Source organism: Nocardioides luteus (assembly GCF_014648595.1).
Lineage (GTDB): Bacteria > Actinomycetota > Actinomycetes > Propionibacteriales > Nocardioidaceae > Nocardioides > Nocardioides luteus.
This window is the reverse complement of record NZ_BMRK01000004.1, coordinates 35,880-52,004: the sequence shown is the minus strand read 5'-3', so window position 1 is coordinate 52,004 and position 16,125 is coordinate 35,880. Positions and strand designations below refer to the sequence as shown.

Genomic DNA, 16,125 nt, shown 5'->3' with positions numbered 1-16,125 from the left:
AACCAGAAGGGGGAACGTCGCATATGTTGCGTCCCAGCTCGAGGAGCCGCAGGCTCCTGGCACCGTTGCTCGGAGCCGTCCTCACCCTCACCGGTCTCACGGCCGTCACGAGCACGGCGTACGCCGCCGGCGACCCCTGCGGCGCGGGCGGCAACAAGATCGCCTGCGAGAACTCCAAACCCGGATCCCCGCCGAGCGAATGGGACATCGACGGTGCCGGCGACGACTCGATCCAGGGGTTCGCGACGGACATCAGCGTGAACGTCGGCAGCTCGATCGACTTCAAGGTCGACACCGACGCCTCCGCCTACACGATCACGATCTACCGCACCGGGTGGTACGGCGGCGACGGCGCTCGCCGGATCGCCTCGGTCACGCCGTCGGCGAGGCTGCCGCAGATCCAGCCCAACTGCACGCGCGAGGCCGCGACCGAGCTGGTCGACTGCGGCAACTGGGGCGTCTCGGCGACCTGGCAGGTGCCCTCCACCGCGGTCTCGGGCGTCTACGTCGCGCTGCTCCACCGCGCCGACCGGAACGAGGCCAGCCACATCACCTTCATCGTCCGCGATGACGCCAGCCACTCCGACGTGGTCTTCCAGACCTCGGACACCACCTGGCAGGCGTACAACCTCTACGGCGGGTCCAGCTTCTACCACGGTGGCGAGAACGGCCGGGCCTACAAGCTCAGCTACAACCGCCCGTTCGTGACCCGGCACAGCCCGGCACGGGACTTCTACTTCGCCAACGAGTACCCGCTGGTGAGGTTCCTCGAGCGCAACGGCTACGACGTCAGCTATCTGGCCGGGGTCGACACCGACCGTCGCGGCGAGCTGCTCACCAACCACAAGACGTACCTCTCCGTCGGGCACGACGAGTATTGGAGCGGACGCCAGCGCGCCAACGTCGAGGCCGCCCGCGACGCAGGGGTGAACCTGCAGTTCCTCAGCGGCAACGAGGCCTACTGGCGCACCCGCTACGAGTCCTCGCAGTACGGCGAGACCGGGAAGAAGGCCTACCGGACGCTGGTCACCTACAAGGAGGCATGGGGTGCCGAGGACCCCGCCGAGGAGAACACCTCGACCTGGCGCGACCCGCGCTTCGCGCCGAAGAGCCAGGGCGGTGGTCTGCCGGAGAACGCGCTGACCGGCACCATCTTCATGTCCAACTACACCGACCTGCCGCTCACGGTGACCCGCGACCAGGGCAAGCAACGGCTCTGGCGCGGCACCGGACTCGACCAGATGACCGGCGCGTCCAGAGCCCTGGCTCCGCACACGGTCGGGTACGAGACGGACGAGGACCAGGACAACGGGTTCCGGCCACCGGGGCTGATCCGCGCCTCGGAGACGAAGGGATTCATCGAGGGCGTGTACATGACCGACTTCGGGCGCAGCACCGGAGACGGCAACACCACCCACTCGATCACCCTCTACCGCGCCGCGAGCGGGGCGCTGGTCTTCGGAGCCGGCACCGTGCAGTGGACCTGGGGGCTCGACAACACCCATGACAGCGCCTTCAACGACACCGCGACGAGCCCGGCGATGCAGCAGGCCCAGATCAACCTGCTCGCCGACATGGGCGCGCAGCCGACCACGCTGATGGCCGGGCTGCAGCAGGCCACGGCGTCGACCGACACGACCGGCCCGACGGTCACGATCACCAGCCCCGCGGCCGGATCCAACCAGGCCAACGGCGCCAAGGTGACGATGACCGGCACCGCCACCGACTCCGGCGGCGGGATCGTCGCCGGGGTGGAGTACTCCACCGACGGCGGCACCACCTGGCACCCGGGTCAGGGCGGCGCGTCCTGGACGATCGAATACATCCAGCACGGAGTCGGCAACACCCCGATCAGGGTGCGCGCAGTCGACGACAGCGCCAACGTCGGCGCCGCGGTGACCCGCTCGTTCAACGTCTCCTGCGGCTGCAGCATCCTGGGCCAGAGCCCGGTCCCGACCACCTGGGACGCCGTCACCGGGCCGGCGACGGCGTCGGCCGACGACCCGAGCTCCGCCGAGCTCGGCCTGCGGTTCACCCCGCTCACCGACGGGTACGCAGCGGGTGTCCGCTTCTACAAGGGCGCCGGCAACACCGGCACCCACACCGGCTCGCTGTGGAGCACCAGCGGAGAGCGGCTGGCCCAGGTCACGTTCACCGGGGAGACCTCCGGCGGCTGGCAGCAAGCGCTCTTCACCTCACCGGTCGCGCTGAGCGCGGGGACGACCTATGTCGTCTCCTACACCGCGCCGAACGGGCGCTATGCGGTGCAGCCGTGGAAGTTCGCGGCGCAGGGGCTCGAGGCGTACCCGCTCGACGTCGCCGGGGGCCACGGGGCGGAGCCGGCCGGCGTCTACGCCAACCCCGGCACCTTCCCGACCAGCTCCCACCAGAACTCCAACTACTTCGTCGACGTCGTCTTCACGACCACCGACGACTCGCCGCTCTCGGCGATCAACCCGTGGCCGCTGGCCGACTCGTCCTCGGTGCCGCGCTCGACGACCATCAGCGCCCGCTTCTCCAAGCCCGTGGTCGCGTCCTCGGTGCAGGTCACGGTCAAGGACGCGCTCGGGGCGACCGTGCCCGGCACGAAGAGCTATGACGCGACCACCAGGACGGTCACCTTCACGCCGTCGAGCCCGCTGGCCGGCTTCGTGAAGCACACCGTCACGCTGGCGGCGACCGACAACCAGGGCACCGCGCTGAGCGGCGGGAAGAGCTGGTCGTTCGTGACCGCGAAACCGCCGGCAGCACCAGGAGTCTGCCCGTGCTCGATCTACGACGACGATGACGTGCCGACGGTCCTGGAGGACTCCGAGCACGCGTCCCTGACCCTGGGCATGCGCTTCACCCCGAACGTGACCGGCACGGTGACCGGCGTGAAGTTCTACAAGGCGGTCAACAACACCGCTCCGCACGTCGGCACGCTGTGGTCGAGCAACGGCACCGTGCTCGCCCAGGGCACCTTCGCCGACGAGAGCACCACCGGCTGGCAGACGCTGACCTTCGCCCAGCCCGTCGCGGTCCAGGCGGGGACGGAGTACACCGTCTCGTACCACACCAACGGGGCCTACTCGGCGTCTCCGAACGCCTTCGCGGCGGCGAACCTGTCCAAGGGTCCGCTCAACGTGACCTCGAGCGCCGGAGCGTGGTCGAGCGGGGAGAGCTTCCCGGGCAACTCCTCGGCGTCGAGCTATCTGGTCGACGTGGTCTTCGAGAAGGGTGCGCCGACGCTGACCATGACGGCACAGAGCCCGGCGCCGGGCGCGGTCTCGGTGGCGCGCGGCACCAACATCACGGTCGGCTTCTCCAGCGCGATCACGACCGGCTACCAGCTCACCCTCTCCGGGCCGAGCGGACCGATCGCCGGGACCACCTCGCTGAACCAGGCGGCGAACGAGATCACCTTCGACCCGACCGGGGCGCTGCCACCGGATGCGAACATCACGGTCAACCTGACCGGGGTGACCTCGGTCGACGGGGCCAGTCTGGCGGCGAAGAGCTGGACGTTCCGCACCCGCGCCCAGGAGGCCGTGAACGAGCAGACGCTCTTCGGTGATCAGACGCCGACCACGCTGGCCGAGAGCGATGCCTCGCCGATCGAGGTCGGCACCGCGTTCAGCTCGTCGCGCGACGGCCGGATCACCGCGATCCGGTTCTACAAGGGGCCGGGCAACAACGGCACCCATGTCGGCTCGCTGTGGTCCGCCACCGGCACCAGGCTGGCGACGGTCACGTTCGTCGGCGAGACCGCCTCGGGCTGGCAGGAGGCCACGCTCGACCAGCCGGTCGCGGTGACGGCGGGGGAGACGTACGTCGTCTCCTACTACGCGCCGCAGGGTCACTACTCGGCGACCGGCGGGTTCTTCAGCACGGCCTGGACCTCGGGCGACCTGAGCGCCCCGGCCACCACCGCCGGACGCTATCGCTACGGTGCCGGCGGCGGGTTCCCGGAGAACTCCTTCGGTCAGACGAACTACTTCGTCGACGTGGTCTTCGAACGGGCCGCCGCGACGATGAGCGTCACCGCACGCGATCCGAGCCCGGGCGCGACGGGAGTGGAGACCTCGGCCAGACCGGCGATCACGTTCTCGGACGACGTCGCCACCGGCTGGAGCATGTCGGTATCGGCGGGCGGCTCCGCGGTCGCCGGGTCGGCGGCACTCTCCGCGGACGGACGTACGCTGCGGTTCACGCCGACCTCGGCGCTGCCCGCGAGCACCCAGGTGAGCGTGCGGGTCGAGGGAGTGGTCTCGACCGAGGGGGCGACCCTGCCGACACAGACGTGGTCGTTCACCACGGCCGCGGCCGGCACCCAGTCGTTCTCGCTGTTCGACACCCTGACCCCGCAGACGGCGTCGTCGAACGACAGCGACGCGGTCGAGCTCGGCACCGCGTTCACCTCCTCGGTGGCCGGCACGGTGACGGCGATCCGGTTCTACAAGGGGACGGGCAACACCGGCACGCACACCGGGTCGCTGTGGAGCTCGTCGGGCCAGCGGCTCGCGACGGTGACCTTCACCGGCGAGACCAGCAGCGGCTGGCAGACCGCGACGCTGCCGACACCGGTCGCGATCACGCCGGGGACGACCTACGTGGTGTCCTACTACGCCCCGAAGGGGCACTACGCGGCCACGCCGTCCGGTCTCGGCCAGGCGCGGTCGGTCGGCCCCCTGACGGCGCCGGGCGGCGCCAACGGCAGGTATCGGTACGGGACCGGAGGGGGATTCCCGGACCGTGCCTGGAACTCCACGAACTACTTCGTGGACGTGCGGTTCCGCCCGGCGTCACCGTAGGCCGTCGAGGCCTGCCGGAGACGGCGGTCCCTAAATGGGGGGATAGGTGGGGCGAGGCTCTTCGGGGCCTCGCCCCTCGCCGTTTCGATGGTCGACATGACTGATGGGGAGCCGCTCGGCGTGGCAGTTGTCGGCGCCGGATACTGGGGTCCGAACCTGGTCCGGAACTTCCGGAACGCACCGGACTGGACGCTGGTCGCCGTAGTAGATCTGGACGTGGCCCGGGCCCGCGAGGTGATCGGTGGCGGCACGGACGTGCTGGCCACCGCCGACCTCGACGAGGTGCTGGCGCGAGACGACGTGGACGCGGTCGCGGTCGCGACCCCGGCCGGTACGCACCGGGTGCTCGTCGAGCGCGCTCTGCGGGCCGGGAAGCACGTCCTGGTCGAGAAGCCGCTGGCCGACGACGTGGAGTCGGGGCGCAGCATGGTCGCCGCTGCCGAGGCCGGCGGGCTGGTGCTGATGGCCGACCACACCTACTGCTACACGCCGGTCGTGCAGAAGATCCGCGAGCTGGTCGAGGACGGCTCGCTCGGCGAGATCCTCTTCGTCGACTCGGTGCGGATCAACCTCGGCCTGGTCCAGCCCGACGTCGACGTCTTCTGGGACCTCGCCCCCCACGACCTCTCGATCCTCGACTTCGTCCTCCCCGGCGGGCTGCGCCCGACCGGCGTGGCCGCGCACGGCGCCGACCCGCTCAAGGCCGGCAAGTCCTGCGTCGGCTACCTGACCCTGCCGCTGGAGGGCGGGGTGATGGCCCACGTCCACGTGAACTGGCTCAGCCCCACCAAGATCAGGCAGATGGTGATCGGCGGGAGCCGGCGTACGTTGGTCTGGGACGACCTCAACCCGCAGCAGCGGCTCAGCGTCTTCGACCGTGGTGTCGACCTCGTCCAGCAGAGCGTGGACCGCTACGACCGCGCTGCCGCGACCGTCTCCTACCGGCTGGGCGACACCTGGGCGCCCGCGCTGCCCGAGTACGAGGCCCTGGGCCGGATGGTCGGCGAGTTCGCCGAGTCCATCCGCGAGGGCCGCTCTCCACGCACCGACGGAGCCGCCGGGCTCCGTGTCCTCTCTGTCCTGGAGGCGGCCCAGACCAGCCTCCGTGCCCGTGGCGCCCTCGTCGAGGTGGCCGCCGAGACCCCGATCCTGGAGCTGATCCGATGACTCACCCCCGTACCCCCGATCTCGACGGCGCGAACGTGCTGGTCACCGGAGGAGCCGGCACGATCGGCTCCACCATCGTCGACCAGCTCCTCGACGCGGGGGCCGCGCACGTCGACGTGCTCGACAGCCTGATCCGCGGCCGCAAGGCCAACCTGGACGACGCGCTGGCCTCCGGCCGCGTCACCCTGGTCGAGGGCGACATCCGCGACCGCGACCTGGTCGGCGATCTCACCGCCGGCAAGGACCTGGTCTTCCACCAGGCCGCCATCCGGATCACCCTGTGCGCCGAGGAGCCGAGGCTGGCCAACGAGGTGCTGGTCGACGGCACCTTCAACGTGGTCGAGGCGGCCGCCGACGCCGGCGTCTCGAAGCTGGTCTACGCCTCCTCCGCCTCGGTCTTCGGGCTGGCCGAGGAGTTCCCGACGCCGGAGGGCCACCACCACAACAACAACGACACCCTCTACGGCGCCGCGAAGTCCTACAACGAGGGGCTCGTGCGCGCCTTCCGGGCGATGCGTGGGCTCGACTACGTCGGGCTGCGCTACTTCAACGTCTACGGACCGCGGATGGACGTGCACGGCGCCTATACCGAGGTGCTGGTGCGCTGGATGGAGCGGATCGCCGACGGGGAGCCGCCGCTGATCTTCGGCGACGGCCGCCAGACGATGGACTTCGTCTGCGTGCCCGACATCGCCCGCGCCAACATCCTCGCGGCCGCCTCCGACGTGCGCGAGGGCGTCTACAACATCGCCTCCGGCACCGAGACCTCGCTGCAGGAGCTGGCCGAGGCGCTGCTGCGGGTGATGGGCGCCTCCTCGCTCGGCATCGAGCACGGCCCGGAACGGGCGGTCAACGGCGTCACCCGCCGGCTCGCCTCCATCACCGCCGCCCGCGATGACCTGGGGTGGACGCCGACGATCGGGCTGGAGGACGGGCTCCGCGAGCTCGTGGAGTGGTGGCGACCGTTGCGCTCCGAGATCGCGGCCGGACGCGAGCTCCAGGGTCGTGTCTCATGAGCCGCGTCGACGTCATGCAGCCCTGGCTGGGCGAGGAGGAGATCGAGGCGGTCGCCGCGGTGCTCCGCTCCGGCTGGGTGGCCCAAGGCCCTCGCGTCGCCGAGTTCGAACGTCGCTTCGCAACCTCTCAGCACGCTGCTCACGCGGTGGCGACCTCGAGCTGCACCACGGCGCTCCAGCTCGCCCTGACCGTCGCAGGCGTACGTCCCGGCGACGATGTCGTCGTCCCGTCCTACTCCTTCATCGCGACCGCCAACGCGCCCACCTACCTCGGCGCGCGGCCGGTCTTCGCCGACGTCTCCGCGGAGACCGGCAACCTCACCGCCGAGACCGTCGCGGCCGCCCTGACCCCGCGGACGACAGCCGTGATCCTGGTGGACCAGGGTGGGGTGCCCGCCGACCTGGACGCGGTCCGCGAGGTCTGCGACCCGCTCGGCATCGTGGTCGTCGAGGACGCCGCGTGCGGTGCCGGCTCCACCTACCGCGGCCGGCCCGTGGGTGCCGGCGCGGAGATCGCGGCCTGGTCCTTCCACCCGCGCAAGATCCTCACCACCGGCGAGGGTGGGATGCTCACCACCTCGCGGCCCGAGTGGGCCGAGCGGGCGCGGCGGCTGCGTGAGCACGCGATGAGCGTCTCCGCCGCCGACCGGCACGCCAGCCTGGTCTCGCCGCCGGAGTCCTACGACGAGGTCGGGTTCAACTTCCGGATGACCGACCTGCAGGCTGCCGTCGGCATCGTGCAGCTGGAGCGGCTGCCCGAGGTCGTCGCCCGGCGTCGCGAGCTGGCTGCGGTCTATGTGAAGGCGGTCGCCGAGATCGACGGTCTGCGCGCGGTCGCGGACCCGGACTGGGGCACGTGCAACTTCCAGTCCTTCTGGGTCGAGGTCTCGACAGGCTCGACCACCGAGCGGGCGTACGGGTTGGACCGCGAGGGACTGCTGGTCGCGCTGGCCGAGGCCGGCATCTCCGCGCGGCGCGGGATCATGGCGGCCCACCGGCAGCCTGCGTACGCCGATGCCGCCGGTGAGGCGCTGCCGGTCACCGAGCGGCTCACCGACAACACCGTGATCCTGCCGCTCTTCCACCAGCTCTCGGACTCGGAGCAGGCGCGCGTCATCGACGTACTCCGCGAGGGGGGAGTACGCCGGTGACCACGCTGATGCTCGTCGCCGCCAGCGGTCTGGCCGGTGAGACGGCGGCCGCAGCGAGCGGCTACGACGAGGTCGTGGCGGTCGACGACGACCGCGAGCGCTGGGGTACGGCGGTCGGCGGTGCCGAGGTCATCGGACCGGTCGAGCTGGTCGTCGACAGCGGCGCCGACCTGGCGATCTGCACCGGAGCGGGGCGGGTGCGCCGCCGGCTCATCGAGCGGCTCCTCGACTACGGCGTGACCGCCGACCGGTTCGCCACGATCATCCATCCCGACGCGACGGTCGCCGCCGGCTGCGAGGTCGGGCGGGGCAGCATCCTGCTCGCCGGCGCGCGGCTGACCTCCCAGGTCACGGTCGGCCGGCACGTCGTGGTGATGCCCAACGTGGTCCTCACCCACGACGACATCGTCGGCGACTTCGCCACGATCTGCGCCGGCGTCGCCGTCGGTGGCGAGGTGGTCGTCGGTGAGGGCGCCTACCTCGGGATGAGCTCCTCGGTGCGCCAGCGGCTCACCGTCGGCTCCGACGCCGTCCTCGGCATGGGCGCCGTGCTCCTGCAGGACCTCCCGCCAGGGGAGACCTGGGCCGGAGTCCCCGCCCGTCCGGTCCGGGTGTCGGCCTGATGCGCAGGTTCCATCGTCCGCGACCGCTGTCGACGCGCCCCTCGGTCAGCGTCGTGATCCCCTGCTACAACTACGGCCGCTATCTGCCCCAGGCGGTGGCGGGCGCCCTCGACCAGAGCGGCGTCGACGTCGACGTGCTGATCGTCGACGACGCCTCCACCGACGACAGCGCCGACATCGCGCGCTCGCTGGCCGCGGCGGACCCCCGCGTCCAGGTCCTCGTCCACGAGCAGAACGCGGGCCACATCCGCACCTACAACGACGGGCTCGCCCTCGCCCGCGGCGACTACGTCACGCTCGTCTCCGCCGACGACGTGCTGATGCCCGACGCGCTCACCCGGGCCGCCGCACTGATGGAGCACCACCGCAGCGTCGGCCTGGTCTACGGCTACGCCCGCTCGTTCACCGACGAGCTCCCGACCGGTCCGACGCGTACCCGCAGCTGGTCGGTCTGGGCGGGCCGGGACTGGCTCGCCACCGCCGCCCGCCAGGGCCGCTGCTTCCTGGCCAGCCCCGAGGCGGTGATGCGCCGGGAGGCGCTGGAGCAGACCGACGGCTACGACCCGCGGCTGCCGCACTCGGCCGACTTCGACATGTGGCTGCGCACCGCGGTGCACTGGGACGTCGGCCGCGTCGACGGCCCGATCCAGGCGGCCTACCGCGTCCACGCCGCCAACATGCACCTGACCGAGTACTCCGGCTGGCTCACCGACCTCCGCGAGCGGCGGCGCACCTTCGACATCCTCTTCGACGAGCGAGCACCCGAGGTCGCCGAGGTCCAGGCGCTGAAGCCGTACGCCATGCGGGCCCTCGCCACCGAGGCGATGCGCCGCGGCCGGGAGGTCGCCCACGGGGACTCCGCGACCGTCATCGACCACCTCCGGTTCGCCGCCGAGACCCATCTCGCCATCCGGCACACCAGGGCGTGGAGCCGCGCCTGGGCGGAGGCCGTCGAGGGTCGCGCCCCCGAGCCGGGGCCGTGGGCTCGCGCCACCGGCAAGGTCCGGCACCACCTGCGGTGGCGGTTCGAGCGCAGGTACGGGACATGACTGCGACGGTCAGCAGCGGGCCGGCGGCCGGCCGGGTGAGCAGAGGTCTCGGCTGGAGCCTCGGCGGCACCATCGCGATGCGGGTCGGCAGCGTGCTCTTCGGCATCCTGGTGGCCCGGCTGGTCGCGCCCGCCGAGTTCGGCGTCTATGCGGTGGCGCTGACGGTCTGGACGATCCTCACCACCCTCGCCGACCTCGGCCTCGGCTCCGACCTCATCCGGGCCCGTGACATGGAACCGCGGGCGCCGACGGTGGCCACCATGGGGCTGGGCGTCAGCGTCGGGCTCGCCACGACGATGGCGCTGGCCGCGGAGCCGATCGCGCTCGCGTTCGGGAGCGCCGAGTCGACCGGCGTGATCAGGCTGATGGCGGTGAGCATCGCGGTCTTCGGTTTCACGATCGTGCCCTCCGCCCGGCTGACCAGGGACTTCCGCCAGGGCGCGCTGTTCGGGATCAACGGGCTCGGCCTGCTCTCCTCGGTCGTCGTCGCGCTCACCATGATCCTCGCCGGAGCCGGCGCCGAGGCGCTCGCCTGCGGTCAGATCGCCTCCCAGAGCGTGATCGCGCTGGGGCTCTACGTGGTCACCCGCACCGTCCCGCGGCTGGGCTTCGACCCCGCGCTGGCTCGTGAGTCGCTCGCGTTCTGCCTGCCGCTGGCCGCCGCCAACCTGCTGTCCTGGCTGCTGCTGAGCATCGACAACCTGATCGTCTCCCGGACGATCGGTCCCGAACAGCTCGGCCTGTACGTGCTCGCCTTCAACATCTCCTCCTGGCCGATGAGCGCGCTCGGCGCGGCGATCAGGGTGGTCGCGCTGCCCGCGTTCTCCCAAGCCGCCACGCCCCGGGCACGCAACCGTGGCCTGGTGCTCTGCATGGCGCCGCTGGTCACCATCGCCACGGTGATCTCGCTCGGCCTGGCCGCTGCGGCCGTGCCGCTGGTGACGCTGGTCTACGGCGAGCGCTGGGAGCCGGCCGCGGCCGCGCTCACCGGGCTCGCGGTCTTCGGTGGCATCCGGGTGCTCTTCGACCTGGTGGCCACGTTCCTGATCGCCGCCGGCGAGACCCGGGCGGTGCTGGCCGTGCAGGTCGCCTGGGTCCTGGCGATGGTCCCGGCGATGATGATCGGCGCCGATCGCTGGGGGCTTGCCGGTGCCGGCTGGGCCCACGTCGCGGTCGTGGCCGTCGTGGTCGCACCGCTCTACCTGCGCGCGCTCGCCCGGGTCGGGGTCCGCACCGGCGACCTGCTGCGCCCGGCCGCGCTCCCGATCCTGGCCGCCGTCCCGGCGGCCGCCGTGTCGGTCTGGGTCGGTGGCCTCGGCGCCGGCCGCCTCCTGACGCTGGTCGGGGTTGCCGGCGTCGTCCTCGTCCTCTACGCCCTGCCGCTGCTGCCCTGGTGGCGCGCCCGGTTCACCCGGCTCCGCCGGCTCGAGCCGGACCCTCTCCCGGAAGGAAACCCCTCATGACAGCTCATGCACACCCCGCCGAGCCGCGCGCCGGCGTCCCGTTCGTGGACCTCCGTCCGCAGAACCAGGTCATCAACGCGGACGCGGTGAGCGCCTTCGCCGAGATCTGCGAGAGCGGCGCCTTCGTCCTCGGGCCGCAGGTGCGGCGCTTCGAGGAGGAGTACGCGGCCTTCGCCGGTGTCGAGCACTGCGTCGGTGTCGGCAACGGCACCGACGCGCTCGTGCTCGCGCTGCGCGGAGCGGGCATCGGGGCCGGCGACGAGGTGATCGTCCCGGCGAACACCTTCGTCGCCACCGCCGAGGCGGTCGCGATGGTCGGCGCCGACCTGGTGCTCGCCGACTGCGACGAGGACTTCCTGATCGACCCGGACGACGTCGCTCGGCGGATCACCGGCCGCACCCGGGCCGTCATCGGGGTCGACCTGTACGGACAGGTGGCGCCGTTCGAGCTGCTTCGCGAGGCGGTCGGGGACGGCGTACTGCTGCTGGAGGACGCGGCCCAGTCGCAGGGGGCGAGCCGCAACGGCCGCCCCGCGGGCTCCTTCGGGGAGGCCGCCGGCACCAGCTTCTACCCCGGCAAGAACCTCGGCGCCTACGGCGACGCGGGCGCGGTGACCACCGGCTCGGCGGACATCGCCGACCGCGTCCGTGCCCTGCGCAACCACGGCGGCGTCGCGAAGTACGAACACCTCGACATCGGCACCAACTCCCGGCTCGACTCCGTCCAGGCCGCCGTCCTCTCGCTCAAGCTCGAGCGCCTCAAGGGCTGGAACACCGAGCGCGACGAGGCCGCGCAGCGCTACGCGGCGCTGCTCGCCGACCTGCCCGGAGTCACCCTGCCGCGTACGCTGCCGGGCAACCAGCACGTCTGGCACCTCTACGTCGCCCGGGTCGCCGAGCGTGACCGGGTGCTGAGCGAGCTCCTCGAGGCCGGCGTGGGCGCCGGCATCCACTACCCGGCGCCGGTGCACCTGTGGCCGGCCTTCTCCTGGCTGGGGCAGGGCCCCGGGTCCTTCCCGGTCGCCGAGGCCCTGGCGCAGGAGATCGTCTCGCTGCCGATGTTCCCCGGCATCACCGCCGAGCAGCAGGAGATCGTCGCGGACGCCCTGGGCAGGGCGGTGCGTCGGTGAGCGGCAGCGCGCTCGGCATCGTCGGCAAGCTCCGCCGCGAAGGAGCCCGCGGCGTGGTGCGTCGTGCGGTCCGGCGGGCCTACCAACACCTGGACGCCGGCGCGCTCGACTTCGGCCTGCTTCCCGAGGACATCGCCGACTCCACGCGCCTCGTGCTGCCGCCGGCGCCGCCGGTCCCGGACGGGCGGCCGCTGGTGATCGGCTGGCTCACCACGCCGCCCGCGGCCGGCTCGGGCGGCCACACCACGATGTTCCGGATGGTCGAGGCGCTGGAGGAGGCGGGCCACCGCTGTGTGGTGCTGCTCTACGACCGGCACCACGGCTCGACCGCGGCTCAGGCCGCGGTCGTCCGCTCCGCCTGGCCGCAGGTGCGGGCGGAGGTGCGCTCGGTCGACGACGGCTTCGACGGCCTGGACGCGTGCGTGGCCACCAGCTGGGAGTCGGCCCACGTGCTGGCCAGCCGGGCGACCCGGCCGCTGCACCGCTTCTACTTCATCCAGGACTACGAGCCGCTGTTCTCGCCGCACGGCTCGGAGCACCAGCTCGCTGCCGACACCTACCGGTTCGGTTTCACCAACATCGCCCTCGGCGAGATGGTGCACCGGCGGCTGCGCACCGACTGCGGGGTCGACTCCGAGATGGTGCCGTTCTCCTGCGACACCACCGTCTACTCCTTCAGCAACCGCGGGGAGCGGTCCGGGATCGTCTTCTACGCCAAGCCGGGCCAGGCCCGGCGGGGACACCTCCTCAACTGCCTGGCGCTCGCCGAGTTCCACCGGCGTCATCCCGAGCAGCCCATCCACGTCTACGGCTGGTCCACGCCGGACCTCGGCGTCCCTGTCGTCGACCACGGCCGGCTGACGGCGGAGGAGCTCAACGCCCTCTACAACCGTTGCATCGCGGGCCTGGCGATGTCGTTCACCAACATCTCGCTGGTCGCCGAGGAGATGCTGGCGGCGGGCTGCGTGCCGGTGGTCAACTCCTCCCGCGACTCCCGCGCGGACCTGGACAACCCCCGCGTCGGGTGGGCGCTGCCCACCCCGGGCGGGATCGCCGACGCCCTGTCCGCCGCGGTCGAGGCGGCGGACGTCCCGGCCCGGGCGGCGGCTGCCGCCGCGAGCGTGCGCAGCGATGACTGGGCTATCCCGCGCGAAGGCGTGCGCCGGATCATCGAGCGCACGGTCCGCGGTGAGGCTCCCGTGGATTGGGTAGCCACGGCGGACGCCGCCGGCACCGGGTCGAACCGTTCCTAAGGTCGTGAGATGACCACCTCAGCCCCAGGGTTCGCGGCCGTCTCGGCGGCGGGCGCCGGTCCGCCGGCGCTCGCTCCTGCGGCGCTCGCCGTGGCGCCCGATGCGTCCTGCGACGGCACCCGTGGCGGGCTGCAGACCGCGACCTGGGGCGGCTTCGAGCCGTTGGCCGACGGCCGGACGCTGATCCTCTCCCGCGAGGTGAGGCGCCGCAACCAGCCGGTCGGGCCGGAGGAGGTCGCCCGGATGCTCGCGACCGGGGACCGGATGGCGCTGGCGCAGATGCTGCCGACCTTCGGCGCGGTGCAGCAGCGCGGACATGCCGTGATCGCGACCACCGACGCCCTCGGCTTCCGTCATCTCCACTACCGGGTCGGCGACGGCTGGGCCGCGGTCTCGACGTCGGCTCGGGTGCTCGCCGGGCTGGAGCCGACCGGGCTGGACCACACCGGGGTCGCCGTGCAGAGCCTGCTCGGCTGGCAACTGCGCGGGCACAGCCTGTTCGAATCGGTGACGAAGGTGCCCGCGGGCCGGTCGGTCGAGATCCGCGACGGCCGCCTCCGCATGGACGCGTTCATCGAGGATCCCGCCCAGCCGGTCGAGCGGGTCGGGATCGAGGAGGCGGTCGAGTCGACGAGCACCATGCTCCGCGGCTATCTCGACGCCTACCTCGACGACCACCCCGACGCCATCCTCCAGCTCTCCGGCGGCCAGGACTCGCGCCTGCTGCTCTCCGCGATCGACCCACGGAGACGGCCCGGGCTGCGGGTGATGACCCTCGGCGCGCCGGACTCGCCGGACGTGCGGATCGCGACCGCCATCGCCCGCCGCTACGGGATGCGCCACGAGATCCTGGGCGTCGACGGCCTCGACGAGCTCGAGCCGGAGGAGGCGTACGCACTGTGCGTGGCGGCCGCCGGCGCGACCGAGCTCTGCGCCGACCCGCTGGCCTGGGCCGCCCTCGAGCTCGCCGAGACCAGGGCGATGCCGGGACCGCGCATCTCCGGCGTCGGCGGCGAGGTCGCCCGCGGCTTCTACTACCACGGCCGCGACGGCAGCGGCCCGGTCACCGAGGCCCGCGCCCGGCGCCTCGCCGACTGGCGGATGTTCGTCAACGAGGCCGTCGAGGGTGCGGCGCTGCGTACGGAGTTCCGCGAGCGTGCCCGGGAGGCGGCCCACGCCGAGGTGCTGGCCGCGCTCGCCGAGGGTGGGCGCTCGTGGTTCGACGCGACCGACGAGCTCTACCTCGGTCAGCGGGTGCAGAACTGGGCCGGAGCGACCGAGTCGCCGGTGAGTGCGGTCCGGCGCATCGTCAACCCGATGCTGGACGACCGCTGGGTCTCGACGATTCGCGCGGTCGACCCCGAGGAGAAGGCGGGCTCCCGCTTCATCGCCCGCGTCCAGATCGAGCTGGACGCCGACCTGGCGCGGATCCCGCTCGACGGTCGTCCCTCGCCCGCGGCCTACGTCGCGCCCGGCTGGCGCAGCGCCTGGCAGCGCGGGTCCACCAAGGCGACCAAGGTCGGACGCAAGGTCCGGCAGCGGGTCCGACGCAGCGGGCGGCCTCCGGTCGGCGGCCAGATCCTCGCCGAGGCGGTGACGACCTACTGGCGCGCCCACCCCGAGGCGGTCGCCGGTCTCGCGGCCGGTGACGTCGTGGAGCCGCGATGGCTCGACGACGTCCTGGCCGGCAGGCACCAGCCCGCCCCCAGCACCGTGGCGTTCCTGCTCAACCTCGTCGTCGCCACCGGGGTCGTCCGCGGGGCCTCGGTCACCGCTGGGAGATGAGCTCCCGTTCGACTGCGGCGACCTGCTCCGGCGGACGCGAGCGGCGCGCCGCGCGGGCCCGGGAGAGCCGCTCGACCCCGATCACGGCGACCACGGTGAGCGACCCGCCGAGCAGGGCGAGCCCGCCGGCCGTACGCGCCCGGCTGCCGGTGATCTGCTGGACGACCACGTCCTCCGGGGCCATCTCGGTGGACATCCGCGACCTGGGGCGGACGTGGAGCTCGCTCTGCCGCCGGTCGAGGATCCGGTCGAGGTCGCCCGCGATCCGGGCGGCCTCGGACTCGACCCGCGCCGCGTCGGGGTCCACGATCTGCACGTCGATCACCGGGTGGTCGTAGATCGGCAGCCACTGGTTGCCGACGTTGCGCATCCGCACGCGCTCGCCGCGGGTGAGGCCCTCGCCGTAGAGGGTGGTCTCGGTGGTGCTCATGTTCAGCGGGTGGTGGCCCTCGTTGTACTCCTCCACCAGCAGCCCCGCCATCGGGACCATGCCGTAGGGGTCCTCGCGGAGCGTGTTGGGGTTCACCGTCTCGTTGGGCGGCAGCAGCACCACCTCGAACTGGGTGTAGTAGACCGGCGGCCGGTCGAGCAGCAGCAGGCCACCTACCGCGGTGAGCAGCGCACAGACCACCACGACGTACCACCTGCGCAGCAGCAGTCCGACGAGCTCCAGAGCGGTCACAGCCACCACTCTG

General features: G+C 72.3%; 11 protein-coding genes. 10 read left to right on the top strand and 1 reads right to left on the bottom strand.

All coding sequences use genetic code 11. The features are described from left to right. Positions 1-23 precede the first annotated feature (23 nt). From IEY81_RS06655 to IEY81_RS06610, 10 genes are all read left to right on the top strand, one after another. The gene (locus IEY81_RS06655; RefSeq protein WP_189117686.1) at positions 24-4,793 is read left to right on the top strand and encodes a DUF4082 domain-containing protein; all 4,770 of its coding nucleotides are present in this window, start codon (positions 24-26) and stop codon (positions 4,791-4,793) included. Between the two features lie 96 nt (positions 4,794-4,889). Continuing rightward, on the top strand, positions 4,890-5,960 hold the full coding sequence (locus IEY81_RS06650; RefSeq protein ID WP_229787457.1) for a Gfo/Idh/MocA family protein: 1,071 nt from the start codon (positions 4,890-4,892) through the stop codon (positions 5,958-5,960). Further along, complete coding sequence (locus IEY81_RS06645; protein WP_189117684.1) at positions 5,957-6,976, top strand: NAD-dependent epimerase/dehydratase family protein; 1,020 nt, start codon at positions 5,957-5,959, stop codon at positions 6,974-6,976. Before IEY81_RS06650 ends, IEY81_RS06645 begins: the two co-directional genes overlap by 4 nt. Beyond that, a complete protein-coding gene (locus IEY81_RS06640; RefSeq protein WP_189117683.1) occupies positions 6,973-8,127 on the top strand; it encodes a DegT/DnrJ/EryC1/StrS family aminotransferase in 1,155 nt (384 codons plus the stop codon). The genes IEY81_RS06645 and IEY81_RS06640 overlap by 4 nt, the downstream gene beginning before the upstream one ends. Next, on the top strand, positions 8,124-8,750 hold the full coding sequence (locus tag IEY81_RS06635; protein ID WP_189117682.1) for an LbetaH domain-containing protein: 627 nt from the start codon (positions 8,124-8,126) through the stop codon (positions 8,748-8,750). The genes IEY81_RS06640 and IEY81_RS06635 overlap by 4 nt, the downstream gene beginning before the upstream one ends. Beyond that, positions 8,750-9,799 (top strand): glycosyltransferase family 2 protein, encoded by a 1,050-nt coding sequence (locus IEY81_RS06630; RefSeq protein WP_189117681.1) that lies wholly within the window; start codon positions 8,750-8,752, stop codon positions 9,797-9,799. The genes IEY81_RS06635 and IEY81_RS06630 overlap by 1 nt, the downstream gene beginning before the upstream one ends. Continuing rightward, positions 9,796-11,262 carry an oligosaccharide flippase family protein gene (locus IEY81_RS06625; RefSeq protein WP_189117680.1) on the top strand — a complete coding sequence of 489 codons (1,467 nt, stop codon included), beginning with the start codon at positions 9,796-9,798 and terminating at the stop codon, positions 11,260-11,262. The genes IEY81_RS06630 and IEY81_RS06625 overlap by 4 nt, the downstream gene beginning before the upstream one ends. Then, the gene (locus IEY81_RS06620; protein WP_189117679.1) at positions 11,259-12,392 is read left to right on the top strand and encodes a DegT/DnrJ/EryC1/StrS family aminotransferase; all 1,134 of its coding nucleotides are present in this window, start codon (positions 11,259-11,261) and stop codon (positions 12,390-12,392) included. Before IEY81_RS06625 ends, IEY81_RS06620 begins: the two co-directional genes overlap by 4 nt. Then, complete coding sequence (locus IEY81_RS06615; RefSeq protein ID WP_189117678.1) at positions 12,389-13,645, top strand: rhamnosyltransferase WsaF family glycosyltransferase; 1,257 nt, start codon at positions 12,389-12,391, stop codon at positions 13,643-13,645. Before IEY81_RS06620 ends, IEY81_RS06615 begins: the two co-directional genes overlap by 4 nt. Before the next feature lie 9 nt (positions 13,646-13,654). Beyond that, complete coding sequence (locus IEY81_RS06610; protein WP_189117677.1) at positions 13,655-15,430, top strand: asparagine synthetase B family protein; 1,776 nt, start codon at positions 13,655-13,657, stop codon at positions 15,428-15,430. On the opposite strand, the gene IEY81_RS06605 is transcribed toward IEY81_RS06610, so the two are convergent. Beyond that, positions 15,414-16,112, bottom strand: a complete 699-nt coding sequence (locus tag IEY81_RS06605) for a hypothetical protein (RefSeq protein WP_189117676.1) — start codon at positions 16,110-16,112, stop codon at positions 15,414-15,416. The genes IEY81_RS06610 and IEY81_RS06605 overlap by 17 nt on opposite strands. Between the last annotated feature and the right edge of the window lie 13 nt (positions 16,113-16,125).

Excerpts from the sequence above, each read along its gene's own strand:
- IEY81_RS06625 (WP_189117680.1), top strand. The coding sequence starts at position 9,796 with ATGACTGCGACGGTCAGCAGCGGGCCGGCGGCCGGCCGGGTGAGCAGA.
- IEY81_RS06645 (WP_189117684.1), top strand. The coding sequence starts at position 5,957 with ATGACTCACCCCCGTACCCCCGATCTCGACGGCGCGAACGTGCTGGTC.
- IEY81_RS06650 (WP_229787457.1), top strand. The coding sequence starts at position 4,890 with ATGACTGATGGGGAGCCGCTCGGCGTGGCAGTTGTCGGCGCCGGATAC.
- IEY81_RS06655 (WP_189117686.1), top strand. The coding sequence starts at position 24 with ATGTTGCGTCCCAGCTCGAGGAGCCGCAGGCTCCTGGCACCGTTGCTC.
- IEY81_RS06620 (WP_189117679.1), top strand. The coding sequence starts at position 11,259 with ATGACAGCTCATGCACACCCCGCCGAGCCGCGCGCCGGCGTCCCGTTC.
- IEY81_RS06610 (WP_189117677.1), top strand. The coding sequence starts at position 13,655 with ATGACCACCTCAGCCCCAGGGTTCGCGGCCGTCTCGGCGGCGGGCGCC.
- IEY81_RS06630 (WP_189117681.1), top strand. The coding sequence starts at position 8,750 with ATGCGCAGGTTCCATCGTCCGCGACCGCTGTCGACGCGCCCCTCGGTC.
- IEY81_RS06640 (WP_189117683.1), top strand. The coding sequence starts at position 6,973 with ATGAGCCGCGTCGACGTCATGCAGCCCTGGCTGGGCGAGGAGGAGATC.